This window comes from Angustibacter sp. McL0619 (assembly GCF_049994355.1).
Taxonomy (GTDB): Bacteria; Actinomycetota; Actinomycetes; order Actinomycetales; family Angustibacteraceae; genus Angustibacter.
In genome coordinates this window covers 4,352,541-4,378,394 of the sequence record NZ_CP188257.1, presented here as the reverse complement: position 1 = coordinate 4,378,394, position 25,854 = coordinate 4,352,541, and the positions used below count along the sequence as shown (strand labels likewise).

General features: G+C 71.4%; 30 protein-coding genes. 17 read left to right on the top strand and 13 right to left on the bottom strand.

Annotation, left to right across the window (positions count from 1 at the left end; translation table 11 throughout):
* Positions 1 to 30: 30 nt before the first annotated feature.
* From ACPPVT_RS20580 to ACPPVT_RS20555, 6 genes are read left to right on the top strand one after another with little or no spacing between them, the layout of a single operon-like run.
* On the top strand, positions 31 to 750 hold the full coding sequence (locus tag ACPPVT_RS20580) for an ABC transporter ATP-binding protein (RefSeq protein WP_426563588.1): 720 nt from the start codon (positions 31 to 33) through the stop codon (positions 748 to 750).
* Positions 747 to 1,481 (top strand): ABC transporter permease, encoded by a 735-nt coding sequence (locus ACPPVT_RS20575; RefSeq protein WP_426563586.1) that lies wholly within the window; start codon positions 747 to 749, stop codon positions 1,479 to 1,481. Before ACPPVT_RS20580 ends, ACPPVT_RS20575 begins: the two co-directional genes overlap by 4 nt.
* A 22-nt stretch (positions 1,482 to 1,503) precedes the next feature.
* The gene (locus ACPPVT_RS20570) at positions 1,504 to 2,439 is read left to right on the top strand and encodes a proline dehydrogenase family protein (protein ID WP_426563584.1); all 936 of its coding nucleotides are present in this window, start codon (positions 1,504 to 1,506) and stop codon (positions 2,437 to 2,439) included.
* A gap of 8 nt (positions 2,440 to 2,447) precedes the next feature.
* Positions 2,448 to 3,251 (top strand): pyrroline-5-carboxylate reductase, encoded by an 804-nt coding sequence (gene proC, locus ACPPVT_RS20565; RefSeq protein ID WP_426563582.1) that lies wholly within the window; start codon positions 2,448 to 2,450, stop codon positions 3,249 to 3,251.
* Positions 3,252 to 3,263: 12 nt separating this feature from the next.
* Positions 3,264 to 4,385: a GNAT family N-acetyltransferase gene (locus tag ACPPVT_RS20560; protein ID WP_426563580.1), complete on the top strand. Its 1,122-nt coding sequence runs from the start codon at positions 3,264 to 3,266 to the stop codon at positions 4,383 to 4,385.
* A gap of 38 nt (positions 4,386 to 4,423) precedes the next feature.
* The gene (locus ACPPVT_RS20555) at positions 4,424 to 4,816 is read left to right on the top strand and encodes a hypothetical protein (RefSeq protein ID WP_426563578.1); all 393 of its coding nucleotides are present in this window, start codon (positions 4,424 to 4,426) and stop codon (positions 4,814 to 4,816) included.
* Here ACPPVT_RS20555 and ACPPVT_RS20550 read toward each other — a convergent pair.
* Entirely contained in the window at positions 4,813 to 6,390 is a 1,578-nt protein-coding gene (locus tag ACPPVT_RS20550; RefSeq protein WP_426563576.1) for a diguanylate cyclase, read from the bottom strand. The two genes, ACPPVT_RS20555 and ACPPVT_RS20550, sit on opposite strands and share 4 nt — an antisense overlap.
* Before the next feature lie 137 nt (positions 6,391 to 6,527).
* Here ACPPVT_RS20550 and ACPPVT_RS20545 point away from each other — a divergent pair, with 137 nt between their 5' ends.
* Positions 6,528 to 7,046, top strand: a complete 519-nt coding sequence (locus tag ACPPVT_RS20545; protein ID WP_426563574.1) for a GNAT family N-acetyltransferase — start codon at positions 6,528 to 6,530, stop codon at positions 7,044 to 7,046.
* 127 nt (positions 7,047 to 7,173) lie between these two features.
* Here the strand turns inward: ACPPVT_RS20545 and ACPPVT_RS20540 are convergent, their stop codons facing one another.
* Positions 7,174 to 7,842, bottom strand: a complete 669-nt coding sequence (locus tag ACPPVT_RS20540) for a potassium channel family protein (RefSeq protein ID WP_426563572.1) — start codon at positions 7,840 to 7,842, stop codon at positions 7,174 to 7,176.
* Positions 7,835 to 9,259, bottom strand: a complete 1,425-nt coding sequence (locus tag ACPPVT_RS20535; RefSeq protein ID WP_426563570.1) for a TrkH family potassium uptake protein — start codon at positions 9,257 to 9,259, stop codon at positions 7,835 to 7,837. Before ACPPVT_RS20535 ends, ACPPVT_RS20540 begins: the two co-directional genes overlap by 8 nt.
* 90 nt (positions 9,260 to 9,349) lie before the next feature.
* Between ACPPVT_RS20535 and ACPPVT_RS20530 the strand changes: the two genes are divergently transcribed.
* The 6 genes from ACPPVT_RS20530 (at position 9,350) to ACPPVT_RS20505 (ending at position 14,414) form a co-directional block, all read left to right on the top strand.
* The gene (locus ACPPVT_RS20530) at positions 9,350 to 10,537 is read left to right on the top strand and encodes an acetoin utilization protein AcuC (protein ID WP_426563568.1); all 1,188 of its coding nucleotides are present in this window, start codon (positions 9,350 to 9,352) and stop codon (positions 10,535 to 10,537) included.
* A gap of 230 nt (positions 10,538 to 10,767) precedes the next feature.
* Positions 10,768 to 10,989 (top strand): helix-turn-helix domain-containing protein, encoded by a 222-nt coding sequence (locus ACPPVT_RS20525; protein ID WP_426563566.1) that lies wholly within the window; start codon positions 10,768 to 10,770, stop codon positions 10,987 to 10,989.
* A 155-nt stretch (positions 10,990 to 11,144) separates the two neighbouring features.
* Positions 11,145 to 11,243 (top strand): 30S ribosomal protein bS22, encoded by a 99-nt coding sequence (locus tag ACPPVT_RS20520; protein ID WP_003792170.1) that lies wholly within the window; start codon positions 11,145 to 11,147, stop codon positions 11,241 to 11,243.
* Positions 11,244 to 11,329: 86 nt separating this feature from the next.
* Entirely contained in the window at positions 11,330 to 12,364 is a 1,035-nt protein-coding gene (locus ACPPVT_RS20515) for an NAD-dependent epimerase/dehydratase family protein (protein ID WP_426563563.1), read from the top strand.
* Positions 12,361 to 13,485 (top strand): lysophospholipid acyltransferase family protein, encoded by a 1,125-nt coding sequence (locus tag ACPPVT_RS20510; RefSeq protein ID WP_426563561.1) that lies wholly within the window; start codon positions 12,361 to 12,363, stop codon positions 13,483 to 13,485. The genes ACPPVT_RS20515 and ACPPVT_RS20510 overlap by 4 nt, the downstream gene beginning before the upstream one ends.
* Positions 13,482 to 14,414, top strand: a complete 933-nt coding sequence (locus ACPPVT_RS20505; protein ID WP_426563559.1) for a M15 family metallopeptidase — start codon at positions 13,482 to 13,484, stop codon at positions 14,412 to 14,414. Before ACPPVT_RS20510 ends, ACPPVT_RS20505 begins: the two co-directional genes overlap by 4 nt.
* Here ACPPVT_RS20505 and ACPPVT_RS20500 read toward each other — a convergent pair.
* Positions 14,347 to 14,754, bottom strand: a complete 408-nt coding sequence (locus tag ACPPVT_RS20500; protein ID WP_426563557.1) for a hypothetical protein — start codon at positions 14,752 to 14,754, stop codon at positions 14,347 to 14,349. The genes ACPPVT_RS20505 and ACPPVT_RS20500 overlap by 68 nt on opposite strands.
* A 19-nt stretch (positions 14,755 to 14,773) precedes the next feature.
* Between ACPPVT_RS20500 and ACPPVT_RS20495 the strand changes: the two genes are divergently transcribed.
* Complete coding sequence (locus tag ACPPVT_RS20495; RefSeq protein ID WP_426563556.1) at positions 14,774 to 15,286, top strand: L,D-transpeptidase family protein; 513 nt, start codon at positions 14,774 to 14,776, stop codon at positions 15,284 to 15,286.
* On the opposite strand, the gene ACPPVT_RS20490 is transcribed toward ACPPVT_RS20495, so the two are convergent.
* The 3 genes from ACPPVT_RS20490 to ACPPVT_RS20480 all read right to left on the bottom strand — a co-directional run bounded on the left by ACPPVT_RS20490 (position 15,276) and on the right by ACPPVT_RS20480 (position 17,642).
* Positions 15,276 to 16,274, bottom strand: a complete 999-nt coding sequence (locus ACPPVT_RS20490) for a methyltransferase (RefSeq protein ID WP_426563554.1) — start codon at positions 16,272 to 16,274, stop codon at positions 15,276 to 15,278. The two genes, ACPPVT_RS20495 and ACPPVT_RS20490, sit on opposite strands and share 11 nt — an antisense overlap.
* A gap of 74 nt (positions 16,275 to 16,348) precedes the next feature.
* Entirely contained in the window at positions 16,349 to 16,528 is a 180-nt protein-coding gene (locus ACPPVT_RS20485; RefSeq protein WP_426563552.1) for a hypothetical protein, read from the bottom strand.
* Positions 16,529 to 16,700: 172 nt separating this feature from the next.
* On the bottom strand, positions 16,701 to 17,642 hold the full coding sequence (locus tag ACPPVT_RS20480; RefSeq protein WP_426563550.1) for a phosphotransferase enzyme family protein: 942 nt from the start codon (positions 17,640 to 17,642) through the stop codon (positions 16,701 to 16,703).
* A gap of 170 nt (positions 17,643 to 17,812) precedes the next feature.
* Between ACPPVT_RS20480 and ACPPVT_RS20475 the strand changes: the two genes are divergently transcribed.
* Positions 17,813 to 18,226: a hypothetical protein gene (locus ACPPVT_RS20475; protein ID WP_426563548.1), complete on the top strand. Its 414-nt coding sequence runs from the start codon at positions 17,813 to 17,815 to the stop codon at positions 18,224 to 18,226.
* 151 nt (positions 18,227 to 18,377) lie between these two features.
* On the opposite strand, the gene ACPPVT_RS20470 is transcribed toward ACPPVT_RS20475, so the two are convergent.
* The 6 genes from ACPPVT_RS20470 to ACPPVT_RS20445 form a co-directional block, all read right to left on the bottom strand.
* Positions 18,378 to 20,474: a M4 family metallopeptidase gene (locus ACPPVT_RS20470; protein WP_426563546.1), complete on the bottom strand. Its 2,097-nt coding sequence runs from the start codon at positions 20,472 to 20,474 to the stop codon at positions 18,378 to 18,380.
* Positions 20,475 to 20,731: 257 nt separating this feature from the next.
* Complete coding sequence (locus tag ACPPVT_RS20465) at positions 20,732 to 21,922, bottom strand: DUF5667 domain-containing protein (protein WP_426567220.1); 1,191 nt, start codon at positions 21,920 to 21,922, stop codon at positions 20,732 to 20,734.
* 85 nt (positions 21,923 to 22,007) lie between these two features.
* Positions 22,008 to 22,715: an RNA polymerase sigma factor gene (locus tag ACPPVT_RS20460; RefSeq protein ID WP_426563544.1), complete on the bottom strand. Its 708-nt coding sequence runs from the start codon at positions 22,713 to 22,715 to the stop codon at positions 22,008 to 22,010.
* A 22-nt stretch (positions 22,716 to 22,737) separates the two neighbouring features.
* Complete coding sequence (locus ACPPVT_RS20455; protein WP_426563542.1) at positions 22,738 to 23,541, bottom strand: HAD family hydrolase; 804 nt, start codon at positions 23,539 to 23,541, stop codon at positions 22,738 to 22,740.
* Between the two features lie 67 nt (positions 23,542 to 23,608).
* Positions 23,609 to 24,298: a hypothetical protein gene (locus ACPPVT_RS20450; RefSeq protein WP_426563540.1), complete on the bottom strand. Its 690-nt coding sequence runs from the start codon at positions 24,296 to 24,298 to the stop codon at positions 23,609 to 23,611.
* Positions 24,295 to 24,852 (bottom strand): RNA polymerase sigma factor, encoded by a 558-nt coding sequence (locus ACPPVT_RS20445; RefSeq protein ID WP_426563538.1) that lies wholly within the window; start codon positions 24,850 to 24,852, stop codon positions 24,295 to 24,297. Before ACPPVT_RS20445 ends, ACPPVT_RS20450 begins: the two co-directional genes overlap by 4 nt.
* A 151-nt stretch (positions 24,853 to 25,003) precedes the next feature.
* Here ACPPVT_RS20445 and ACPPVT_RS20440 point away from each other — a divergent pair, with 151 nt between their 5' ends.
* Together ACPPVT_RS20440 and ACPPVT_RS20435 are read left to right on the top strand one after the other, a co-directional pair.
* Positions 25,004 to 25,573, top strand: coding sequence for a hypothetical protein (locus ACPPVT_RS20440; RefSeq protein ID WP_426563535.1), 570 nt, complete (start codon positions 25,004 to 25,006; stop codon positions 25,571 to 25,573).
* Positions 25,574 to 25,666: 93 nt separating this feature from the next.
* A complete protein-coding gene (locus ACPPVT_RS20435) occupies positions 25,667 to 25,852 on the top strand; it encodes a hypothetical protein (RefSeq protein ID WP_426563533.1) in 186 nt (61 codons plus the stop codon).
* The last annotated feature ends 2 nt before the right edge of the window (positions 25,853 to 25,854 follow it).

Here is a 25,854-nt window from a genome sequence, read left to right as displayed (position 1 = left end):
GACGCCGCTACGTGCTAAATTCATCGTGTGATGAATGATGAAGCGGCGGTACGGATCAGCGGTCTGCGGGTGACCCGGGCCGGTCGTCAGGTGATCGACGGGCTCGACCTCACCGTGCCGACCGGCCAGGTCGTCGGACTGCTCGGCCCCAGCGGCTGCGGCAAGTCCACTCTGATGCGCTCGATCGTCGGCGTGCAACAGGTTGCCGGTGGCATCGTGACCGTGTGCGGCCTGCCGGCTGGCCACGCCGACCTGCGCCGTCAGGTCGGCTACGTCACCCAGGCGCCCAGCGTCTACGAGGACCTCACGGTCGGCGAGAACCTGCGCTACTTCGCCGCGGTGGTCGGCGCGCCGCGCGAGGACGTCGACCGGGTGCTCGCCGAGGTCGACCTGGTCAAGGCCGCGCAGTCCCGGGCCGACCAGCTCTCCGGCGGCCAGCGCTCCCGGGTCTCGCTGGCGGTCGCCCTGCTCGGCACCCCGAAGCTGCTCGTACTGGATGAGCCGACCGTGGGGCTGGACCCGGTGCTGCGCCGCGACCTGTGGGACCTGTTCGCCCGGATCGCCGCCTCCGGAACCACCATCTTCGTCTCCAGCCACGTGATGGACGAGGCGACCCGCTGCGACCGGCTGGTGCTGATGCGCGAGGGCGCCGTGCTGGCCGACACCACCCTGGCCGAGCTGCTCGAGCGCACTGGCACGCCGGACGTCGAGGCTGCCTTCCTCGCCCTGGTCGAGCGGAGCGCGGCATGAGCGCCCGGCTGACCACGGCTACCGCCCGTCGGGTGGTCGCCCAGCTGCGGCACGACCCGCGCACCATCGGCCTGATGATCGTCGTGCCCTGCGGGCTGATCGGCCTGCTGGCCTGGATGTTCTCCGGGACCGACGAGTTCGACCGGATCGGTGCACCGCTGCTGGGCATCTTCCCGTTCGTCGTGATGTTCCTGGTGACCAGCGTGGCGACCTTGCGCGAGCGTCAGTCCGGCACGCTCGAGCGGCTGCTCGCCATGCCGCTGGGCAAGGGGGACTTCGTCGGTGGGTACGCCGTCGCGTTCGGCGTGATGGCCGTCATCCAGGCCGTCGTCGCCTCCGCCTTCGCCATCCTGGTGTGCGGTCTGGACGTCGCCGGGCCGGTCTGGCTGCTCGGCGCCGTCGCCGTGGCCAACGCGGTCCTCGGCTGCACGCTCGGGCTGTTCGTCAGCGCCTTCGCGGCGACCGAGTTCCAGGCGGTCCAGTTCCTGCCCGCCGTGGTGCTGCCGCAGTTCCTGCTGTGCGGTCTCTTCCTGCCGCGCGACCAGCTCCCCGACGTCCTGCACGCGATCTCCAGCGTCCTGCCGCTGTCCTACGCCGTGGACGCCGCGACCGCCGTGACGACCAACCCCGAGGTCACCTCGGGGGCGCTGGCCGACATCGCCGTCGTGCTCGGTTTCGCCGTCGCTGCGGTCGTGCTCGGCGCGGCAACCCTGCGCCGCCGCACACCCTGACCACCTGCCGTAGCCTGACGCCATGCTTCGTCAGGCCCTCCTGCACATGTCCAAGAGCGACCGGGTCCGCCACCTGGTCGAGACGGCACCGGTCTCGCGCGGCGTGGTGCACCGTTTCGTGCCCGGCGCGGACGTCGACGACGCCGTGCACGCGTCGTCCGACCTGATCGGCTCGGGCCGGCTGGTCACCATCGACCACCTCGGTGAGGACACCTTCGACCTGGCGCACGCCCGTGGCGTCCGGGACGCCTACATCACCCTGATCGGCCACCTGGCCGAAGCCGGCCTCACCCAGGACGGACGGGCCGAGGTGTCGGTCAAGCTCTCCGCCGTCGGCCAGGCCCTGGAGGGGGACGGCGAGAAGATCTCGCTGGAGCACGCCTGGGACATCTGCCAGGCCGCGCAGCAGTCCGGCACCACGGTGACCCTCGACATGGAGGACCACACCACCACCGACTCCACGCTTTCCGTGCTGCGCGACCTGCGCGCCGACTTCCCGTGGGTCGGCGCGGTGCTGCAGGCCTACCTGCGCCGGACCGAGGCGGACTGTCGCGACCTGTCCGGTGCCGGCTCGCGGGTGCGGCTGTGCAAGGGGGCCTACAAGGAGCCCGAGTCCGTGGCCTTCGCCGGCCGCGACCAGGTGGACCGCTCCTACGTGCGCTGCACCAAGGTGCTGATGAACGGCGAGGGCTACCCGATGCTGGCCACCCACGACCCGCGGCTGGTCGACATCGGCGGGGCGCTCGCGGTGCAGGCCGGCCGCGCCCAGGGCAGCTACGAGTTCCAGATGCTGTACGGCATCCGACCCGATGAGCAGCAGCGGCTGGCCGACCAGGGCGAGAAGATGCGCGTCTACGTGCCCTACGGCGACGACTGGTACGGCTACTTCATGCGCCGGCTCGCCGAGCGCCCAGCGAACACCGTCTTCTTCCTGCGCGCGCTGGCGACGAAGGGCTGAGTGCTGCGATGACCGTTGCCATCCTGGGCGCCGGGGTGATGGGCGAGACCCTGCTGTCCGGACTGCTGCGCTCAGGGCGCGCGATCGACTCGCTGGTGATCAGCGAGCGCCGTCCCGAGCGAGCCGCCGAGCTGACCGAGAAGTACGGAGTGCAGGTGCTGGACAACGCCGCGGCGGCCGCGGCGGCCACGACCGTGGTGCTGGTGGTGAAGCCGCAGGACATGGCCACCGCGCTCGCTGAGATCTGTGACGCGCTGCGGCCCGGCGCGCTGGTGGTCTCGCTGGCCGCCGGCATCACCACCGCGACGCTCGAAGCCGGTCTGCCGCAAGGGACTCCGGTGGTCCGGGTGATGCCGAACACGCCGGCGCTGGTGGACGAGGGCATGGCCGCGATCAGTCCCGGCGAGCACTGCGACGAGGCGCACCTGGCCGAGGCCGAGGAGCTGCTGCGCTCGTGCGGGCGCGTCCTGCGGCTGCCGGAGAACTACCTGGACGCGGTCACCGCGATCAGCGGCTCGGGCCCGGCGTACATCTTCTACGTGGTCGAGGCGATGATCGAGGCCGGCGTGCTGCTCGGCCTGCCCCGCGCGACGTCCACCGAGCTGGTGGTGCAGACGCTCTACGGTGCGGCGACCATGTTGCGCGAGACCGGTACGCACCCGACGGTGTTGCGCGAGCAGGTGTCCAGCCCGGCCGGCACCACGATGGCCGCGCTGCGCGAGCTGGACGACCACAAGGTCCGGGCAGCCTTCCTGACCGCGATGGAGGCAGCCCGTGACCGCAGCCGAGAGCTGGCCAAGGGCCAGGGCTGAACCAGGCGTCTGATGTCCCTCATCTTCCCGGACCCGTTGTGGCGCAAGGTGTTTGAGCTCGCGTGGGAGTCCTACGTCACCGGTGGCTGGGGAGTCGGCGCGATCACCCTGGATGCCGACGGGCAGCTGCTCACCGAGGGCCGCAACCGCGGCGGTGACACCGAGGCGCTGTTCCGCCAGCTCGATGGCAGCTCGCTCGGGCACGCCGAGCTGAACGCACTCGCCGCACTGCCGGACGACGTGCCGCGCACCGGCGTCGTGGTGCGCACGTCGCTGGAACCCTGCACGCTGTGCGCGTCCGCGATCGCCTTGCGCCGGGTGGCCAGGGTCGAGTACGCGGCGGTCGACCCGCTCTGGCACGGTCTGTGGGCCACCCATCGCACCCACCCGTTCCTGGCGCAGCGCTGGCCGGAGCACGTAGGCCCGTTGACCGACGACAGCGCCGGGCTGGCCGTGGTGGCCGAGGCGCTCACCCTCAGCCGGTACCTGCGCACCCGCGGTCGTGGCGCGACGGCCACCCGCGCCTACGCCACGCACAGCCCGTCGCTGCTGGGCCTGGCCGAGGAGCTGGCCGAGGACGACGACGTGCTGCGGCTCGACCTGGACTCCTTTCTGACGCAGTGGGACTCGCGGATCGCCGAGACCCAGCCGACCCGGCTGCGCGCGGTCGTCGTCCGGCTCGGCCCGGACGACTGGGAGCGCGCCCGCGACGTCCGGATCGCCTCACTCGCCCAGGCCCCGCGGGCCTTCGGCTCCACGGTGGCCGACGCGCTGGCCTTCGACGAGGCCCGCTGGCGCAGCCGGCTGGAGACCGCCACCACCTGGCACGCGGTGCTCGGCGACCGATCGGTCGGCACGGTGACCCTGCGCGCCGACGAGGAGACGGCCCGCGACGCAGAGATCACCGGCATGTGGGTCGATCCGGAGGCCCGCGGGCGAGGCGTCGGTGCGCAGCTGATCGAGACCGCAGTCGCGACCTGGCGCGCCCTGCACGGACGCCGGGTGGTCTTGTGGGTGGTGCAGGGCAACGGCGCCGCCGAGGCGCTGTACGGCCGCTGCGGGTTCACCTCCACCGGGCGCACCGAACCGCAGGACGACGGTCGGGTCGAGATCGAGCTGGCCCGGGTGCTCTAGCGCCTCAAGGCTGCCACCGGCGGTGTCGACGGTGGAGTGTGGACGAGATCAGGACGTCGTGTGCCTGCGGCGCCCGGCTGGTGGAGGGCGCGCCCTGGTGCCACCTGTGCTTCGCACCGGTTGGCAGCTCAGTGGCGGCGAGCTCTGCGGCAGGCCGCTTCGCGCCCCTCGGCGCTGCGCCTCAAACCGGCACGACCCAGCCGCCGCCGGGCTCTGCACGCACCTCCCGGTTCCAGGCCACGGACGTCACCTTCGGCCCGGTGGGCCGCCTCGTCGTCACGGTGCTGGTGCTGTTGCCCCTCGCCGCGTTCGTCGCGGCACTCTTGGTGGCCCCGGCCGCCGGTATCACCGGGATCGTGGTCTGGGGTGGCGGGATCGCCCCGAAGGCGCTGCGCGACACGTGGCGCCGTCGTCCGAACGTCCTGCGCTAGGCGGCCTCGGCCACCTGGTCGCGGCCGGCGCTCTTGGCCCGGTACAGCGCGGCGTCGGCCATCCTGAGTGCTTCGCGGCCGACGGCCGAGACGGCCACGCCGACCGACACCGTGACCATCAGGTCGGCGGCGACCGCCGTCCAGTCCTCCCGGCGGACGGCCGCGTGTGCCCGGTAGGCGACGGCGTTGGCCCCGGCGGCGCCGCCCGGGCAGATCAGCAGGAACTCGTCCCCGCCGTAGCGGACCACTAGGTCGTCGCCGCGGCAGGACGCGGTGAGCAGCTCCGCAACCCGCTGCAGCACCGTGTCGCCGACCTCGTGGGAGAACCGGTCGTTGACCTCCTTGAAGTAGTCGACGTCGACGAAGACGGCCCCCCGCTCGGAGCCGTCGTCGAGCATGAACTCCGTGAGCGCCCGGCGGTTGGCCAGTCCGGTCAGCGGGTCCAGCAAGGCGGCCCGGCTCATCGCGTCGCTGGTCTCGCGGAGCTGGCGGACCAGGGCACGCTCGCGCAGCTCCCGAGCCCGGGTGTCGGCCTCGTGCACGGCCTGCTGGTGCAGGGACACCACCTGGCTGCGCCACCACGCGTGCGCGGGGTGCTCGCCGTGCACGGCCTCCTCGACCTCGGCGAGCGCGTGCAGCGCCACGGAGCGCCACAGGTCCCGCCCGGTGCGCTCGGCGGTGTGGACGACCCGCTGGAAGTGCTTGCGGGCACGGTCCGGGAACCCCTGGGCCATCGCGATCCGGCCGATCGTGATGTAAGCCAGGTCGTGCTCGGGGTAGTCCGCCCGCAGGTCGTCGTCCGGGATCGGCAGCAGCATCGCGCGGGCGCGCTCGTGCTCGCCGAGCCGGGCCAGCACGAAGGCCTCGTAGACGTCCGCCCGCAGCTGTCCGAACTCGGGGTCCTCCTCGTCCTGCGCGGCCTGCCGGGTGCGCAGGGCGTAGGACTGGCAGGCGCGGTAGTGGCCGGTGGCCTCGTCGTGGAGTGCGGCGAGGTCCAGCGTGGCAGCCCAGTGCGCCTCGACCAGGGACATCTCGCCGGCGATGTAGGTGCCGTACCCCGGGTACAGCGGAAGGATCGCGTTGAGCTGGCTCAGCGCGAGCTCGAAGCCGCGCAGCGGCTGTAGGGCGATCGCGAGCGCGAGCGTGGCGGACAGGTGGTTGTAGGTGCCGCTGCCATGCTGGGCGAGAAGGTGCTCCGCCTCGCTGACGGCGTCCATGGCCTGGGCGATGCGGCTCAGCGAGGCCAGCGCGTGCGCCTGGACGGCCAGCGCCTTGGCCCGCCACACGGGGTCGTCGTCCCCGATCCGGTCGAGCAGCTCGGTGGCACGGTCGACCACCTCCTCGTGCCGCCCCTGCTCGCGAAGGGCCGAGCAGAGCGTGTACTCCAGGAAGCGCTCGCTGAGATGGTCGCCGGCTCCCTTGACCAGGAGCATCGCGGCGCCCGCGTCGCGCAGGGCGCCTTCGGAGTCGCCGTCCAGGTACTTGGCATGCGCGGCGAAGACGATGCTCATGTACGGCCCGAACTGCGGGCGCAGCACCATCGTGCCCCCGTGGTTCACCTTCGCCGCCGACACCGTTTCCGCTCCTCTTGGCCTTTACCTTCCTCTTAGTTGCATCGGCAACGGCGGTACGGACCTGCAAATATCACGCGGCGGCGCATTCGGGACCACCCGGGCGGCGCAACGCGGCCCGCTTCTGCCACGCTACGTGCATGAGTGAGGTCACCGTGCGCGCCCTCGACGGCGACGGCTGGAACACGTACCGCCGGCTCCGGCTGGCCGCTCTGCAGGACGCGCCCGACGCGTTCGCCTCGTCCTACGACGAGGAGAGCGCTTATGACGAGGCCTTCTGGCGGCTGCGGATGGGTCGCTCGGCCCGACTGGTGGCCGAGGTCGACGGCGAGTCCGTGGCCATCGTCTCGGTCGGTCAGGCCAGTGAGCACGACGTGGCCGAGCTGTTCGGCATGTGGGTCGAGCCTGCCTACCGAGGCAAGGGCGTGGCCTGGCAGCTGACCCAGGCGGCCGGCGAGCACGCCCGCCTGACCGGGCAGCGCGCGATCAAGCTCTGGGTGTCCACCGACAACGGCCGCGCCGTCGCGTTCTTCAGCAGCGCCGGGTTCCGTCCGGCCGACGAGCGCCGTGCGATGACCAACGACGCGGACGTCGAGGAGCTGGCGATGGTTCTCCCGCTGGGCGACGACCCCGGCTGGGTCCCCACCACGACCCTCTGACCCTCCCGCCGCCCGCCCCCAAGGCTTGCTCCATTCCGCCCGGTTTGCTCACCTCAACCCGCCGTGGGAGCGCTCTCGAGCGGGCTGGGCGGAGCAAGCCAGGCGGGGTGGAGCAAGGGCGGAGGCCTCAGGGGCGGGCGGCGAAGCGTTCGATCAGCCTGGTCTGGCCGCTGACGATCAGCAGGTCGTGCGCGCTGATCTTGGTGCTCGCCACCGCGTAGGTGAAGTCCTGGTTCGGTGACTTCACCCCCACTACCGTGACGCCGTACTTGGCCCGCACCTGCGACTCGGCCAGCGTGAAGCCGCGAGTCTCCTGCGGGGGCGCCATCTTGACGATCGCGAACCCGTCGTCGAACTCGATGAAGTCCATCAGCGTGCCGGACACCAGGTGCGCGACCCGTTCGCCCGCGTCCCGCTCCGGATAGACCACCTTGGTTGCACCGATCCGCTCGAGGATCTTGCCGTGCGCCGGGGTGATCGCCTTGGCCCAGATCTGCTTGATCCCCAGGTCGGACAACGTCACCGTGGTCAGCACGGACGACTCGATCGACGTCCCGATCCCGACCACCGCGATCGAGAAGTCGGCCGCCCCGATCTGGCGAAGCGCCTCCTCGGTCGCCGAGTCGGCCTCGACGACGTGCGTGAGCCGCCCGGACCACTCCTGCACGATCGCCGGGTCCTTGTCGACCGCCAGCACCTCATGGCCCATCCGGTCCAGCGCCTCCGCGATCGAGCTGCCGAACCGGCCGAGCCCGACGACGAGCACCGCCTGCCCCGTGGGTTCCTTGCTAGCCAACGACGGGCCTTTCTTCCGGTAGCCGGACGACGCGACGACGGTCCCGCAGGGCCAGCGCCGCAGCCAGGGTCATGGTGCCGGTACGCCCGGCGAACATCAGGGCGGTCAGCACGTACTTGCCCGAGCTCGGCAGCTCGGCGCTCAGCCCGGTGGACAGCCCGCAGGTGCCGAACGCCGACACCGTCTCGAACAGGACGACGTCCAGCGACCGACCGCTGATCGCCAGCAGGGCCAGCGCCGACACCAGCACCAGGGTGGCGCCGGCCAGCAGCACCGTGACGGCCAGCCGCAGGCTGCCGTGCGGGATCCGGCGTCCGAACGCCTCGACGTCGCGGTCACCGCGCGCCTCGGCGACCGTGGCCAGCACGAGCACGGCCAGGGTGGTGACCTTGATCCCGCCCGCGGTGGACGCGCTGCCGCCACCGATGAACATCAGCAGGTCCTGGAACGCCCAGGTGGTCTCGTGCATCTCGTTCACCGGGACGGCGGAGAAACCCCCGGAACGCGGCATCACCCCGGCGAAGACCGAGTTCAGCACGCGGTCGCCGAAGCTCATCGAGCCGAGGGTGCCCGGGTTGGTCCACTCGAACGCGGCGAACCCGACGATAGCCACCACGAGCACGACGAGCGTGGTGACCAGGGTGAGCCGGGTGTGCAGGTTCCAGCCGCGCCGACCCCGCCGGACGCCGTCCTTGCGCCTCAGGTTGTTCGCCACGGTGAGCACGACCGGGAAGCCCAGGCTGCCCATGAAGACGCCGATCGCCAGTGGACCGAGCACGAACGGGTTGCCGGACCAAGCCTCTGCGCCGCCCTGGGTGACCGAGAAGCCGGCGTTGTTGAACGAGCTGATCCCGTAGAACAACGAGTGGTAAAGGGCGGTGCCCAGCCCGTCGCCCTCGGCCAGGAAGCTCGGCAGCAGCACCACCGCGATGGCCAGCTCCAGCGACGTCGACATGATCACCACGGCCCGCAGCAGCCCGCGCACGTCGGCCAGCCGCAGCGCCTTGGTCTCACTCGCCGCGATCAGCCGTTGGCGCAGTCCGAGCCGCCGGGCCACCGCCAGGCCGAGCAGGGACGCCAGGGTGATGATGCCCAGGCCGCCGATCTTGATCGCGACCATGATCAGCACCTGGCCGAGCCCCGACCAGTAGGTCGCGGTGTCTACCGTGGTCAGGCCGGTCACACAGACCGCGGACGCCGCGGTGAACAGCGCGTCGGCGAACGGCGCCCGCTGTCCGGACGAGGTGGCCGCAGGCAGCGACAGCAGCGCGGTGAAGACCCCGATGACCAGCGCGAACACGCTCAGCGCCAGCCGGGCCGGGGACTGCCGCGCGGCGATGTCGATGCGAGCGCGGACCCAGCCCACCGGACCGCCGACCCGGGTCAGGTCAGGGGACGTGGTCGACCTGGTGGCCATCACGTCCCTCCCCTCGCCGACGGGCCTGCACACATCGTGCCGGTCCGGCGCGTCCGGCACGAGTACACCGCGCCGGGTAGCGTTCGCGACATGGCGACGCAGCTGCGGGTGGTCTGGGACGACCAGTTCACCCGCTACGACTTCGGCGCGGCGCACCCGATGGACCCGCTCCGGCTCGACCTGACCGCGCGACTCTGCCGTGAGCTGGGGCTGTTCGACGACCCGCGCCGGGTCGAGGTGGTCAGTGCGCAGCCGGCGGACGACGCGCTGCTGGGCACCGTGCACGACCTGGACTACGTCGCGGCGGTGCGCGCTGCGGCCGCCGACCCGTCGTCCGCGGACCAGTCGCGGGGGCTGGGCACCGAGGACGACCCGGCGTTCGAGGGCATGCACGAGGCCAGTGCCCGGGTGGTGCAGGGCAGCGTCGACCTGGCTGAGGCGATCTGGCGGGGCGAGATCGAGCACGGCGTGAACTTCTGCGGCGGCCTGCACCACGCGATGCGCGACCGGGCCAGCGGGTTCTGCGTCTACAACGACGTCGCGGTGGCGATCCAGCGGCTGCTCGACCTGGGAGCCCAGCGGGTGGCCTACGTGGACGTCGACGTGCACCACGGCGACGGGGTCGAACGGATCTTCTGGGACGACCCGCGGGTGTTGACCATCTCGCTGCACGAGAGCGGCCGGGTGCTGTTTCCCGGCACAGGCTTCCCGGACGACGTCGGCGGGCCGGGGGCGCCGGGCTCGGCGGTCAACGTGGCCCTGCCGCCCGGTACGTCGGACGCCGGGTGGCTGCGTGCCCTGCACGCCGTGGTTCCGCCGCTGGTCACGGCGTTCGAGCCTGACGTCCTGGTCACCCAGCACGGCTGCGACAGCCACTTCATGGACCCCCTCGCGCACCTCGCCGTCTCGGTTGACGCCCAGCGCTTGGCGCAGCAGTGCCTGCACGACCTGGCCCACACGGTCTCGGGTGGCCGGTGGCTCGCGCTGGGCGGCGGTGGGTACGAGGTGGTGGACGTCGTCCCGCGCTCGTGGTCGCACCTGGTGGGCATCGCCGCGCACACCCCGGTCCCGACGTCCACCGAGGTGCCGACCGGCTGGCTGGAGCACGTCCGCACGAGGCTGGGCCGTCCGGGGCCGGCCCACATGGGCGACGGCAAGGACCCGTGGTGGCGGTCGTGGGAGGTCGGCTACGACCCCGAGGACCCGGTCGACCGGGCCATCATGGCCACCCGCAAGGCGGTGTTCCCGCTGCACGGCCGGGACGCCTGGTTCGACTGACCCGCCCCGACCCGCACCAGGCGTCCCCCACTTGTGATGGGTTTTGGGGGTCTCGGGGCCGTCTGAGACCCCCCAAACCCATCACAAGTGGAGACGTGGCGACACGCCGGGGGTCGCGGTGCTTGACCAGACGGGTGAATGTTGATCTAGGTCTTCCCCATGAGTCACTCCTGCCCCTAAAGTTGGTCTCACACGATCGGACACCGGTGGGGAAGCCGGTGCCGCGTGTCATGCCCGAGGACCGGTGGACAATGCCGAAGGACAACAAGCTCTCCGAGGTGCGGTTCCTGACCGTCGCCGAGGTGGCGCAGATCATGCGCGTGTCGAAGATGACCGTGTACCGGCTGGTGCACGCGGGGGAGCTGCCGGCCGTCCGCGTCGGCCGTTCGTTCCGCGTTCCGGAGCAGGCGGTGCACGACTACCTCCAGACCTCCTACATCGAGACCGCCTGATTCACGGGCCCGGACGGCCGTCTCCCAGAAGGGGGCGGCCGTCCGCCGTCCCTGGGTGCCCGTTCATGGCGGTAGGATGGCCGGGATTCGGTCGGTGGCTGCCAGGTGGCTCCGGCGACCAGGCACCGTCCGACAGACACTGAACGAGGGAACATATGGGCTCGGTCATCAAGAAGCGCCGCAAGCGGATGGCGAAGAAGAAGCACCGCAAGCTGCTGCGCAAGACGCGTCACCAGCGTCGCAACAAGAAGTGAGCGAAGCGGCCCCCGGACCATCGGTCGGGGGCCGTCCGCATACTGGATCCGGGTGCGAGCCCCGCGCCCAACAAGGACGGTGACACGTGGGACAGGTCGTTCTGGTCACCGGGGTGTCCCGGTACTTGGGCGGTCGTTTCGCGCGCCGACTCACCCGTCACCCGGGCATCGAGCGGGTGATCGGGGTGGACGTCGTCCCGCCGCCGCACTCGATCGGGGACGCCGAGTTCGTCCGAGCCGACATCCGGAACCCGATCATCGCCAAGGTGATCGCCCAGGCCGGGGTGGACACAGTGGCGCACCTCAACGTCATCGCGACGCCCACCTCCGCCGGTGGGCGGGTGTCGATGAAAGAGATCAACGTGATCGGCACGATGCAGCTGCTGGCTGCCTGCCAGAAGGCACCCAGCGTGCAGCGGCTGGTGGTCAAGAGCAGCGCAGCGGTCTACGGGTCGTCCCCGCGCGACCCGGCCATGTTCAGCGAGGACATGGGCCCCAAGTCGCTGCCGCGCTCGGGGTTCGGCAAGGACTCGGTCGAGGTCGAGGGCTACGTGCGCGGGTTCTCCCGCCGACGCGGTGACGTCCAGGTCTCGGTGCTGCGGTTCGCCAACATCATCGGGCCTGGCATCTCGACGACCATGACCGACTACTTCACGCTGCCCGTGGTGCCCACCATGCTCGGCTTCGACGCACGGCTGCAGTTCGTCCACGAGGAGGACGCGTTGGACGCCCTGGCCGCGGCCACGGTGGTCGAGAAGGGCGTCGGCCTGGTCAACGTCGCCGGCGACGGCGTCATCACCGTCTCGCAGGCCGCCCGGCTGGCCGGGCGCATGACGGTCCCGGTGCCGATGCAGCTCAGCGGCTGGGTCGGCCAGGTCGTACGCCGGTCCCGCCTGGCCGACTTCTCGCCCGAGCAGATGCAACAGCTGGCCTACGGCCGTGGTCTGGATACCCGCCGGATGCGCGAGGTGCTGGGCTTCGAGCCTGCGCACACCACGATGCAGGCCTTCCAGTCCTTCGTGGACGCCGGCCGCGGGCCGAAGCCGGTGCTGATGCCTCGGTTGGTCGAGACCGCCCGCAGCGCCCAGGGCTGGGTCGAGCGACAGGCGAACGTCGGATGAGCCGCGAACCGCAGGCGCGGGTGATCCCGCTGAACCGCGGCCGGACCAGCCGGGCCACGCGGGGCAGCGACGTGCTCGCCGCCGGTGCGCAGCGGGCGTCGGGGGAGCGCGCCCGTCGTCGGGGCACCCCGCTCGTGCCGGCCGCCGAACCCCCCGCGCCAGAGGTCGTCCCACCGGGTGACAAGGCCACCCACGGCGGCTCGCTGAGCCCCGCGACGATGGTGCAGTACGCCGTCGAGGCGGTGGTGGAGGCGCTGGTCGCCGAGGGACGCCGGGCCGGCGTCAAGGACGTCGACCGGCACGTCGCGCAGGCGCTGTCGTTCCTGCGCCGCAGGCTGTCCGGGGACTACACGGTGGACGAGTTCGGCTTCGACGCGGACCTCACCGAGGCCGTCCTGCCGGCGCTGCGGCCGCTGTACCGCAGCTGGTTCCGCGTCGAGGTGCGTGGCATCGAGAACATCCCGGCCACCGGCGGCGCGTTGGTGGTGGCCAACCACTCCGGCACCATCGCGATGGACTCGCTGATGACGCAGCTGGCCGTGCACGACGAGCACCCGGCCTCGCGGAGCCTGCGAATGCTCGGCGCCGACCTCGTCTTCGCCACCCCGTTCATCGGCTCGTTCGCGCGCAAGACCGGCACGACGCTGGCCACTCAGTCCGACGCCGAGCGGATGCTGCGCGCCGGCGAGCTCGTCGGCGTCTGGCCGGAGGGGTTCAAGGGCATCGGCAAGCCGTTCAGCGAGCGGTACAAGCTGCAGCGCTTCGGCCGCGGCGGTTTCGTCTCGGCGGCGCTGCAGGCCGGGGTGCCGATCGTGCCGTGCTCGATCGTCGGAGCCGAGGAGATCTACCCGATCATCGGCAACTTCAAGTCCCTGGCCCGGCTGCTCGGCGTGCCCTACCTGCCGATGACCCCGACCTTCCCGTGGCTCGGTCCGCTCGGCCTGGTTCCGTTGCCCAGCAAGTGGATCATCGAGTTCGGCGCGCCGATCGAGACCTCTGAGCTCGAGGGCGGGGCGGACGACCCGATGCTCGTCTTCAACATCACCGACCAGGTGCGCGAGACGATCCAGCAGACCCTGTACGCCCTTCTCATGCAGCGCCGGTCGGTGTTCTTCACGTGAGGGCGGTTGCCGGCCGCGCCCTCGGCGGGCTGGCCGCGGTCGCGCTGCTGGCCAGCGGCTGCGGGTCCGACGACCCCAGCGACGCCGCGGCGGTGCCGTCCACCTCGACGACGGTCAGCCCTGCGCCGTCCCCGACGACGCCGACGACCGCGCCGCCGACGCCCAAGCCCGAGCCCACCACGACGGTCAAGCCCACCAAGACGGCGACGAAGAGCCCCAGCCCGACGACGACACCCTCGGCCGCGCCGTCCACGACGACCGCGCTGGCCGCCGTCCCCGCCGCAGGGGCGCAGCCGACCGTGCGGTTCCCGAAGAACCCGCCTGCCGTCGGGAATGGGGCGAACGCCGTGGTGTCGTCGGTACCCGACTCGGTGTGGAACCGGATGGTCGGCTACTCGTGGACCTCGGGCTGCCCCGTCGGCCGCTCCAGCCTGCGCTACGTCACGGTGAACTTCTGGGGATTCGACGGCAAGCGTTCGCGCGGGGCGCTGGTAGTGAACAAGTCCGTCGCCTCCGCGGCGGCGCGGGCGTTCACCTCGTTGTACGGCCAGCAGTTCCGGATCCGGCAGATACGCCCTATGGACTCGACCTGGGGCAAGAACCCGAAGGGCCCTGGGGCCAACGACTATGCCGCGATGGACGCCGACAACACCTCGGCCTTCAACTGCCGGTACGTCGGCGGCCAGGAGTCCAGCAAGCAGTACTCCAACCACGCCTACGGGACCGCGATCGACGTCAACGACTTCGAGAACCCCTACCTCGCAGACGACGGGACGATCTACCCCGACTCGTACTACGCCTCCCGGCGGTCCGCCCGTCCGGGCGTGTTCTCGTCCAGCTCGAGCGCGGCGGTGCGCGCGTTCACCGGGCAGGGGATGTCCTGGGGCGGCCGCTGGTCGCACCCCGACTACCAGCACTTCGACGGCTGATCATGCTGCGCCGCAACGGTTCCACCGCAGCCCTGGCCGGGCTGCTGGGACTGGCGCTGCTCAGTGCCTGCGGCCAGCGGTCGGACGCCGCGGCCGGGCCGGCGCAGCCGGCGGTCACCACGTTCTCGACGCAGCCGCCGACCACGACGCCCCCCACGCCATCCGACACCGCGACCAGGAAGCCCACGCCGGCCAGGAAGGCGACGCCGACCAGCAGGGCGACGCCGACCAGCAGGGCGACGCCGACCAGGAAGGCAACGCCGACCAAGAAGGCGACGCCCACAGTGACCAGGACGACCGAGCAGGCGGCTGTCACGTGCTCGGTGTCGTCGTCCGTCACCGCCAGGCAGGTGGTGTTGGTGACCTCGTCCGGCTCCAGTGCGACCGTGCGCGCCTGCCGGCGCAGCGGCAGCCACTACGTCCTCGAGCTCGGCCCCTACTCCGGGCACGTCGGCAAGAACGGCGTGAGCTCGAGCAAGCGTGAAGGCGACCTGCGGACGCCGGCCGGGACGTTCCCGCTGCGCGGTGGCTTCGGCGCGAACGGCAACCCTGGGCTGGCGACCGGCTCATGGCTGCGGGTCGACTCCAGCGATGTCTGGGTCGACGACTCGTCGTCCTCGCTCTACAACACCCACCAACGGCTGCCGGCCAGCGGCCGCTGGGACAGCGCGGAGAAGCTGCTGAACACGCCGGCCTACAACTACGCCCAGGTGATCGGCTACAACGAGTCGCGCACGCCGGGCCGCGGGTCGGCGATCTTCTTCCACGTCGACCTCGGGCACGGGACCGCCGGGTGCGTCTCGCTGCCGACCACCTCGCTGCTCAACGTCATGCGCTGGGAGCGCAGTGGCGCCGTGATGGTCATTCGCTGACGCCCTCGACGATCGAGTAGCGGGTGCCGGTGTCGACGACCCTGGTCAGTCGGAGCCCGGCCGCCGCGAACAGCGCGGCGTACTCCTGCTCGGTGCGCTCCCGCCCTCCGGGCAGCACCAGCATGTTGAGGTCGGAGAACGCGGCGTCCACCTCGTAGCCGGGGCGGCCGAGCACCGTCTCGACCACGAGCACCACGCCGCCGGGGCGCAGCGCGCGCTGGCAGGTGGCCAGGATCTGTTGGCATTCCTCGTCCGGCCAGTCGTGCAGGATCGACTTGAGCAGGTGCACGTCGGCGGTCGGCACCGACTCGAAGAAGCTGCCGGAGGCCGCGGCCCAGCGTTCGGCGACCGAGGCCGTCGCATCCGGCGTCGGCGCCTGCGCCACCACGTGGGCCTGGTCGAACACCGTGCCGGTCAGCTGCGGATGTGCCGCCAGCACCGCCTCGAGCAGCACGCCTTGCCCGCCACCGACGTCCACCACGCTCGAGAGGTCGGCGAAGTCGTAGGCCGCTGCGACCGCCCCGGCCACCATCGAGCTCAGCGCGGTCATGTTGGCGTTGAAGACGGCATTCTGCTCTGGCCTGGAGAGTCGGTGCGTCCAGACGTCCACGCCGTTCAGCGCCTGGAAGGCGTTCTCGCCGGTGCGCACGCTGTGCATCAGGTGGCCCCACGCGGACCACACCTCAGGCTCGGCCAGGGTGCGCGCGAGCGGTCGCATCGTCGCGGGCACGTCCGAGCGAAGCCCTTCTCCCACAGGCGTGTTGGCGAACGTGTCCGCCGGCTGCTCGGCGTAGACGCCGACGTTGGCGAGGGCGCGCAGCAGGCGTCGCAAGGTTCCCTCGTCGGCGTTGACGGCGCGGGCCAGGTCGGCGACGCTGCGCGGTCCGGCCGACAGGTGGTCGGACAGCCCCAGCTCGGCGGCCACAGCCAGCGCCGCAGAGATCCGGAAGCCGCCGAGCATGGTTCGCAGCTCTTCACGGGAGTTCACCCGCTGATCATGCTCTCGCCGACCAGCGGCGTCGACTGGTCTGCGGCTCGGGTACTGCTGCTCGGGCCTTGCGGTCAGAGCGTCTCGAGCGCGTCCAGCCTGGTCTGCAGCATCGCCCGGGCCTGCGGGCCGACCTCCTGCTCGGGTAGCGCAAGGACCGAGCTGATCGTCTCCTTGGCGGCCTCGACGGACCACCTCATCTGGTTGCGCTCGTTGCTGAGCTGTTCGATCGTGCGACGGTCGCCTTCACTCACTGCCATGACCTCCCGTCCTGCTTGGCGCATCGCCAACTGAAACGGTAGGCCCGCACTACTCGTGCAGTCAGCAAGACACGACAGTCTGTGCGCCGATCCCGCCGACTGGCCTAGCCGCACCGGGGCGGATCGGACAGTCGGTCTCATCCTTCGGACGTGCTGCGCGACCCGGTCAGCTCGTGGCGACGGCCGTCAGCAGCGAGTCGAGTAGCGCGCGGGTGTGCGGTTCGTCGAGGACCTCGCCGATCCAGGCGGCGGAGTCGGAGCGGTCCGGCGAGCGCACGTTCGGCTCGAGCCAGTCGGTCCCGGCGATCTCGGTGATGTGGCCGAGCATGGCGATGAGCAGCGAGAAGTCGCCTCGCTCGGCGACGCAGCCGGTGCCGCCGGCCGAGGCATAGGCTCCGGTCAGCGCACGGGCGCGCCCGGGGTCGGAGCGGGCGAACTCGAACAGCACGTAGCCGAGCTCCTGTCGGGGATCGGCCGGACCGCTGTTCTCCCAGTCGATCACGCACACACCGCCGTCCGGCGTGGGCAGGAGGTTGTCGGCCCACAGGTCGCGGTGACAGGTGACCAGCGTGCGCGGTGGCTCGATCCACGACTCGAGCGCGACCAGCTCGTCGCGCAGGTCGGCCAGCCGTTCGGCGAACGGGGCGCCGGCGGCTCGCAGGCTCTGGACCAGAGCGTCCCAGCGGGCGGCGCCGACTGGCTCGCGGAACCAGGGGTCGAGCGGGGCGTCGTCCGGGGTGGTGGTTCGGTGCATGGTCGCCAGCAGCTCGCCCACCAGCTCTGGGTCGATCCCGATGTCTGGGGGCAGCAGGTCGACCCACTCGTAGACCCGCAGCCGGGTGCCGTCGAGGTCGGCGAGCACCGCGCCGTCCGTCGTCCGCTGCACTCTGGGGGTGGGCACCCCGGCGGCGTACGCCGACTCGTGGAAGACCGTCGAGGCGCGGACGTCGTCCTCCGCGGGGGGCTGGAAGGGCACCTTGAGCGCCCAGCTGCCGTCGGCGGTGTCCAGCCGCCAGATGGCGCCCTGCTTGCCCCGCGAGACGGGACCGTCGGAGAGCCGAGCGCGTGCGCCGAGACCGAAGCGGCTGGCGACCTGTGCGGCGTCCACCCGGTCACTTCAGCACAGATCGTGCCGGCCTTGGGCTGGTCGTCGGCTGATGCCTGCGGGCGGCTACTCCCGAAGGCGTACTCGAAGTCCCTCCCGTGGGCCGATTCGCCGGCGTCGGTGCGCCGCCAGGATCGAGCTGCACGGTCCTGACCCGAGGCGAGGAGCCCCTGATGTCCGCCCAGAACGGTGAGTCCCCCGAACGTCGGTCGACGCTGCGGATCCTGACGATGACCGGGCTGCTGGTAGGCGGCTCGGGCATCGCGGTGCTGTGGGCCGCCGGCGTGGACTTCCCGGTCGCCGTGCCGCCCGGCCTGGTGATCCTGCTGGCCGGTGCTGCCGTCGTGGCGTTCGTGCGCCGGCCGTGGGCGGTGGGCCTGGGCGCGTTCCTCGGCCTGTTCGTCACCGTGGGGTTCCTGGTCAGTCCAACGGGCCTGGACAACCTGTCCGGCGACTCGGGCGCGGCAGTTGCTGCCGGGCAGGCGATCCAGCTGGTCGGGGTGCTGATGGCGCTGGTCGCCGGAGCGCTGGCCTTTCGGTCCGAGCGTCGCCGCGCACACGTCGGCCCGGCTACCGGGGTGAGGTAGCCGGGCCGAGGCTGACGTCGACAGGTCGAGGGTTGTTGCCACTTCTCGAGGGCTCTGCGCCTGCAGAAGTGGGCCTTCACCCACCTAACGTGATCAACGTCGCGGTGGTGCGGTGGTGCGGTGGTGCGGTGGTGCGGTGTCGCGGGGCGGGTCAGCTGGTCAGCGAAGTGTCGTCGACGACCCAGCTGGTCTGCAGGGAGGAGTCCTCGGTCATGGTGAACCGGATGGTGACCGTCTTGCCCTTGTAGGCGGAAAGGTCGAAGGACTTCTGGGTGTAGGTGGCGTTGGTTCCTACGTTGGAGTAGGTGGCCAGGGTGGTGGTCGTACTGCCGGAGACCACCTGCGCCTTCATGGTGTCATAGACCGTGGAGCCGCTCTCGGCGGTGTCGCTGCGCATCCAGAAGCTCAGGGTCGGCGTGCCGCTGGCCGGGACGGCGACGGACTGGCCGACGGTCTCGGTGGTGGCTGAGCCGTTGCCGCCGAGCCAGAGCTTCCAGGACCCGGTGCGGGCGGGTCGGCCGGTGTTGTTGGTGACCGGGCCGGAGGTGCCGGTCCAGTTCACCGCGCCGGACTCGAAGCCGGGGTTGAGCAGCAGGTTCTGCCCGGATGGCGGGGTCGTCGTCGGGGTCCCCGTCGGTGTGCCGGTCGGAGTGGATGTCGAACAGGCAGCCGATCCGGCTGCCACCGACAGTGCGGTCCAGGTCGCAGCCACGCCCGCGCACTCGGCGCTGGAGGCGCCGTACAGGTCGATCGCGGCCTTGATGGTGCTGTTGCGGGCCATCGGGTAGGTCTCGGTGGACACCATGTAGGTGGACAGGGCGCGGTACCAGATGCGCTCCACCGCCCGACGGCCGATGCCGGTGACGCTGGATCCGTTGCAGGTCGGGCTGTTGTACGAGACGCCGTTGATGCTCTTGGCGCCCGAGCCCTCGCTGGCCAGGTAGAAGAAGTGGTTCCCGACACCGGAGGAGTAGTGCGGGTCGAGGTTCTTCGTCGAGGTGGACCAGCAGTCCACGCTGCCGCCGTCCTTGGACGGCTTGTCCATGTACCGCAACGGCGTCCCGTTGCCGTTGATGTCGATCTTCTCGCCAATCAGGTAGTCGCCGACGTCCGACGCGTTGTTCGTGTTGAACTCCACCGCGGTTCCGAAGATGTCGGAGGTCGCCTCGTTCAGTCCGCCCGCGTCACCGGTGTAGGCCAGGCCGGCCGTGTTCTCGGTGACGCCGTGGCTCATCTCGTGCCCGGCCACGTCGATCTCGACCAGCGGGTCGGCGTTGCCGGCGCCGTCGCCGTACGTCATCTGGCTGCCGTCCCAGAACGCGTTCACATAGGCGTTGCCGTAGTGCACCCGCGAGCGCACCCCGGTGCCGTTGTTGAAGATGCCGTTGCGACCCTGGACGTTCTTGTAGTAGTCGAACGTCGCCGCCGCGCCGTAGTGCGCGTCCACGGCCGCCGAGGCGCGGTCGCTCGTCGAGCCGTTGCCCCAGACGTTGTCGGCGTCGGTGAACAGCGTGCCGTTGCCCGAGGTCGCGCCCTTGAGGTCGGTCGTGGTCCCGTTCCCGTGCGTGGTATCGGTCATCGTGTAGCTGCTGCCACTGCCGCTGGTCGAGATGGACACGGTGCCGGAGTAGATCGAGTTGCCCGTCGCGGTCTCGATCTCGTCGTACGACGCGAGCGTCGCGCCGCTGTTCGCGTTCACGAAGGTGTGCAGCCTGGTCGGCGTCTGGTCGGCCTTCATGCCGGTGGTCACCACGTCGTAGGCCAGGACCGGGCTCGGGCCGGCGGCGTAGACCACGAGCTCGGCGGCCGACTTCTCGTTGCTGGCCTTGGCCAGCGACTGCCCGGTGTTCTTGGCCGAGGCGGGTGACAGGGCTGGCGTCAACGACGAGACGGCGACCCGGCCCGAGCCGGCCTTGTCGACCGTCTGCACGGTGCCGGCCGGGCTCTCGTGGACGACCAGGTCGCCACCGACGACGCGAAGGCCGTCGTAGGTGCGGTTGTACCGGATGTGGGTGGCGCCGTTGGCGTCGCGGATGACGTCCTTGACCACCAGCTGCTCGCCGGAGCCGAGACCGAGGGTGCGGGCCATCGTGGGGGCGGCCGACTGCTCGCCGGCCATCAGAGCGCTGCGCGAAGGTGCTGAGCCGGGGTCGCCGGCTTGCGTCGTCGCGGATGCGCCGATCGGCACCACCGCGACGCCAGCGGTGGCCAGTGCGGCCATCGCTGCGATCGTCGTCTTCCTGTTCAACTCGACTCCCTTGTCAGAGCGGACCGGGCAGAGGCCGGCCCTTGTCGGACGGACGGAGCCCAAGCCCGAGGAGGATGGCGCGCGGCACGGCCGACTGGCAGCGACCTCGGGGTGGACCCGCAGACTGTCGCGGCTCATTTCGGACAGGACAAGGCTTGACGTGTGTCCGCTTTCGTGCGGTATGGCGCATTTGACCACGCCTTGACCAAGAAATGGCCGGACCCAAGGTCACCAGGCGGTGCAGCGTGACCGTCAGGTCACTTCGGGGGCAGTCCCACGCACAGCCCGCCGAGCCCGATCACGCACCCGGACGTCGACACGCTGGCCGTCACGGGCCCCAGCGTCACCACGACCGGCGGCACGGTCACCCTCGGCGCCCCACCGGGCCCCGTGGTGATCCCGACCCCCGGCACGGTCACGCCGACACCGGGCACCGAGGCCGTCACGCCCGGCAGGCTCGCGCCGGGCGCGGAGCCGCCGCCGGGGCCGGTGGGCGGGGCGGTCGGGATGTTCGCCGCGGGCTTGGACGGGTTCGCCTTGGTCGGCGACGGGACCGTAGCGGCGCCGGGCGAACCCGAGCCGGACGACGTCCCCGAGGTGGACCCCGCCTGCGCCTCGAGCTCACGGCGGACGTCGGCGCAGGGGCTGCCGCAGGTCCGGGCCAGCTGACGCAGGGCCGCGTTGCCGATGGCCAGCAGGTCCTGCAACCGGTGCAGCGCAGGGCCGGAGGCCGTCGGCAGCATCGGCGCCAGGGCACGCAACCGCCCGGCGGCCTGGGCGCTGGCATCGGCCAGCGTCTGCAGCGCGTCCGGATCAGGGTGGTCGCCGGAGGCGGACAGCAGTGCCCGCTGGGCCCGAGCCAGGTCCACCGCGGCCTGGTTCAGCGCGAGGTTCACGTCGGCCGGGTCCGGATCGCCGGCCGAGACCAGGGCGTCCACCTCGTCGAGCCGGTCGTCCACCTGGTTGAGCAGTGCCCGGCCGCGGGCCTCGTCGCTGCCGGCCAGCCGGACCTGGGCCTGACCGATGCTCAGCTTCACGTCGTAGAGCCGGTCACCCGGCAGCGCACGGCTGGCCAGCCCACCGAGCAGGACGGCGAAACCGACCACGGTGGCGACCACCACGGGCAGGGCGCCGCGCGGCCAGCGGATGACCAGGGTGCGCGGGCCGGTGCCCTGCAGCCGGCTGGTCCGGGTGGGTGCGCCGACCCGGGCCGTGGCGGGCGCGGCTGCCGCCGGACGGCTGGCCGCCCGCTGCTCGGCGGTCGCGAAGAGCTGCTCGCGCAGCCGGGCCACGAACTCGGGGTCCGGGACCACCTGCTGGTGCGGGATCGCGTGAGCCAGGCTGACCAGCTCGGCCAGCTGACCGACGTCCGGGGTGCGCTCGGACGACTCGTCGACCGGCTCGTCCAGCAGGCGCGCGAAAAGCTCCGCCTCGCGCCGCGTCCTCATCGCCACGCCCCGCACCTCCCCACCGTCGTGCCCCCGGCCACCCGATGAGTCCAACGAGCCAGCGGCCCGCGGGTTACGCGTTCGCTCACGGTCGCTCACCGCCCAGCTGGCGGTGCAGGGCTCGGACGGCGCGCAGCTGCAGCTGCTTGACCGCCCCTGGGGAGCGACCCATGGCCTGCGCCGTCTCGGCGAGCGTGAGGCCCTGCAGGAAGCGCAGCGCCAGGCACTCCTGCTGATCGGGCTTCAGCTCGCGCATCGCCTCGACCAACCGCTCGTCCCGCAGACGCTGCAGGACGTCCTGCTCGGGCGAGGGCGCACGCTCGTCGCCGTCCAGCAGCTCGGCGGTGCTCACCTCGAGCTTGTACCGGGACGACTTCACGTGGTCCAGCACGATGTTGCGCGCGATGGTGATGAACCAGGCGGCGATGTCCCGGCCGGTCCAGGTGAAGCCGTCCAGCCGGCGCAGCGCCCGCACGAACGTCTCGGAGGTCAGGTCCTGCGCCGTGTGGTGCGAGCCGACCCGGTAGTAGACGTACTTGTAGACCACGTCCACGTAGCGCTCGTAGAGAACCCCGAACGCCTCGGCGTCGCCCTGCTGGGCCAGCGTGACGAGCGCCTGCACCCGGTCGAGGTCGGGATCGTCGACCGGCCGGATCGGGTCGGTGCCACCGGAACCCGCCCCCGAGCCGTACCGGCCCGCGCCCGACGTCCGCTCGTCGGCCACCGACGCCCACAAGGCATGCAGTCCGGCCACCCCGGCCGGTGCGGCGGGGCGGAACGGTGCCAGTGCCAACCTCGTGGAACCCTCCGGAAGTTCAGTGGTTGCGCCGGCGCAGCGCGGCGCCTGCCACGACGCCGCCGGCTGCGGCGCCCACCCCGGCGATCGCAGGCACGCCCACCTTGGCCGCCTTGCGGCCGGAGCGGTAGTCCCGGATCCGCCATCCGTGTGCCTTGGCGTGCGCTCGCAGCCGGGCATCCGGGTTGATCGCGCACGGGAGCCCGACCAGCTGCAGCATCGGGATGTCGTTGGCCGAGTCGGAGTAGGCGTAGCAGCGGGACAGGTCCAGTCCCTCGTGGTCGGCCAGCGCACGGATCGCGTCCGCCTTGGCCGGGCCGTGCAGCGGTTCGCCGACCAGCCGCCCGGTGTACACGCCGTCCACGTTCTCCGCGACCGTACCCAGCGCGCCGGACAGACCCAGGCGCTGGGCGATGGTGTCGGCCATCTCGATCGGGGTCGCGGTGACCAGCCAAACCCGCTCGCCCGCCTCCAGGTGCAGCTGCGCGAGCGCGTGCGTGCCGGGCCAGATCTTGTCCTTGATCACCTCGTCGTACACGTGCTCGCCGATCTCGGTGATCTCGGCGACCGTGTGCCCCTCGACGAACGACAGCGCGCGCTCGCGGATCAGGTGGACGTGCTCCATCTTCTCGCCGAGCGCCTTGAACCGGGCCTGCATCCAGCCCATCCGCGCGACGTCCTGCAACGTGAAGTAGTCCCGGCGGTACAGCTCACGGGCGAAGTAGAAGATGCTCGCGCCGCGCAGGATGGTGTTGTCGACGTCGAAGAAGGCGGCCACCGCGGGGTCCGGCGGCACGCGCAGCTCCTCGGCAAGGGCGTCCACCTACCCGAGGGTAACGACGTGTGGCCCGGTGCACACCTCTCCCGGGTGCCGATTCTCGTGGCGTCCATCACCACCGGTCGTCGTCGCCGGTCGCGCGCCCGATGGCCTCGCGCTCGGACGGCGCGGTGGTGGTCGGCGCGGCGAGCCTGCGGTTCAGCGAGAACAGCCGGCCGAGCACAGGCATGAGCACGATGTTCAGGCCGTGCAGGACGCCGATGATGACCAGGATCCCGGCCACACGGCTCAGCTCGGAGCTCAGCTGGGCCGGGGTGACGCCCTCACCGGTCAGGGTCCGCCAGCCTGGCTTGGGGGCGAACTGCACCGTGAACAGGATGTAGGCGGTGAAGATCAGGTAGTACACGATGTCGGTCAGGATGATGTAGCTCTTGCCGGTCAGCGGATTGTCATGGAAGACGTCAGCCGCGTAGGCGCGCCCGAACCGCTTGATGAAAGGCCCGAGCCAGAGCGCCAGGGCGACGAGCAGCACGTTGGTCGCCAGCTCCAGCATCCACCAGTCCATAGCTCCTCCTCCGTGTACGCGGTACGGCGTGGCCGACCGGGTCATCCCCCACAGCAGGCCGGCGAACGCGGCCAGCAGGCCGAGCGCCACCAGCGCGGTCCGCAGCCGTCGCCTCATCCGGGCCTGGCGGTCGTCGGCGACGACAGCGCGGACCCGCTCGGCCAGGTCGGTCGCCGGCCGCACCCGGTCCGCCTCGTCGGCCAGGGCCTCGTGCAGCTTGCGCTCGATGCTGCTCATGGCTGCGCAGTCCTCTCCTCGAGCCGGTTCTCGAGTCCGCGCAGACCTCGCTTGAGGTGCGTCTTGACCGAGTTCACCGACAGGCCGAGGGTCGAGGCCACCTCGGCCACCGGGAGCTCCAGGTAGTAGCGAAGCACCAGGCAGTCGCGCTGGCGTCGCGGCAGCCGGCCCAGCGCCGCGACCACCCGTCGTGCGTCGTCCCGCACGGCGACCTGCTCCTCGACGCTCGCCGGTTCGGGATCGGCCGGCGGTCGGTGCCGCAGCGACATCAGCCCGCGGCGGTTGTGGTCGCGGGCCAGGTTGAGCACGATCGCGCGCAGGTAGGCGCGTGCGTTGTCCGGCTGACGCACCCTGGACAGCGCGCGGGACAGCCGGATGAACGCCTCCTGTACCAGGTCCTCGGCAGCCGCGCGGTCGTCGACGAAGAACCGCGCCAGCCGGACCAGGGTGGCGCCCTCCTCCTCGAACAGGCGCGTCAGCAGGGCGTCGGCGGTCTCCACCGCTTCCGCGTGCTCGGCTGTCGCTGCCGCTGCCAAGACGACGACGTCCTCCATGACTGCTAGGACGAACACCCGACCGGTTCCGGGTGACGCCCGGGGCCTTCGCATCATGTCCCCGCCCCCTTGTCACCCGCCAGGCCTCGTCGTCCGTCTACCACTGCAAGGCATCGCGACGGTCCGCGTCGCCGACAGTCAGGGGGTTCACATGGTTCAGCAGACGACTGCGTTCTCGACGCCGGAGGGGTACGTCGAGCACGCGCCGGTCTCGTGGTGGTGGGTGCCGGCCGGGCTGGTGGCGGGCGGCGTCTGCGGGGTGCTCGCGCGTGGGTGGATGCGCTACATCTCCGACGACCCCGAGTTCAGCTGGACCGGCACCCTGTTCATCGTCGTCGTCTTCGCCCTGGCCGGGGCGACCTTCGCACTGGTGGACGTGCTGCGGCGCCGGCGTGCGCGCAGCTGGCGGATGCTGCTGGCAGCCCCGGCCCTGCTGGTCTTCGTCAGCCCGGGGATGATCATGCTGCCGCCGGTGCTACTCGGCGGGTTCGCGCTGAGCGGTCGCGGCCCGGGCTGGCTGCGCGCGCTCGTCGGCGCGCTCGCGACGGCATTCGCCCTGGGGTGCACGTTCGCGGTCGAGCCACGGGGTGTCGGCTCGGCCGGCCTGGGCGCCATGCCGGGCTTCCTGCTGCTGTGCGCCGCGCTCGCCGCCGGATGGTCCCTGGTGATGCGTCGGCGGCCAGGTACCTCAGACCGGACGGATCTCGCCTGCGGGTCCTAGCCGGGCCATAGATAGGGCGTACGCCCGATGCCGGGGGCTACCTCAGACGAGCAGTCTCGACTCATCACGAAGAGAGCCGTCAGAGGAGTCACGATGTTGCAGGCACTGTCCTTCGAGTCCGTAGCGGCCGAGGTCACCTACCACCAGCAGGGCGTGCGGGCGGGTTTCCTGCGCGGGCTGCGCCGGCGCCGTCCGGTCAACAACCCGGCACCGCAGGGGCCGCAGCACCTGCGCCCGGTCAACAACCCGGCACCGCGCTCGCGCGTGCGCCCCGCCTGAAC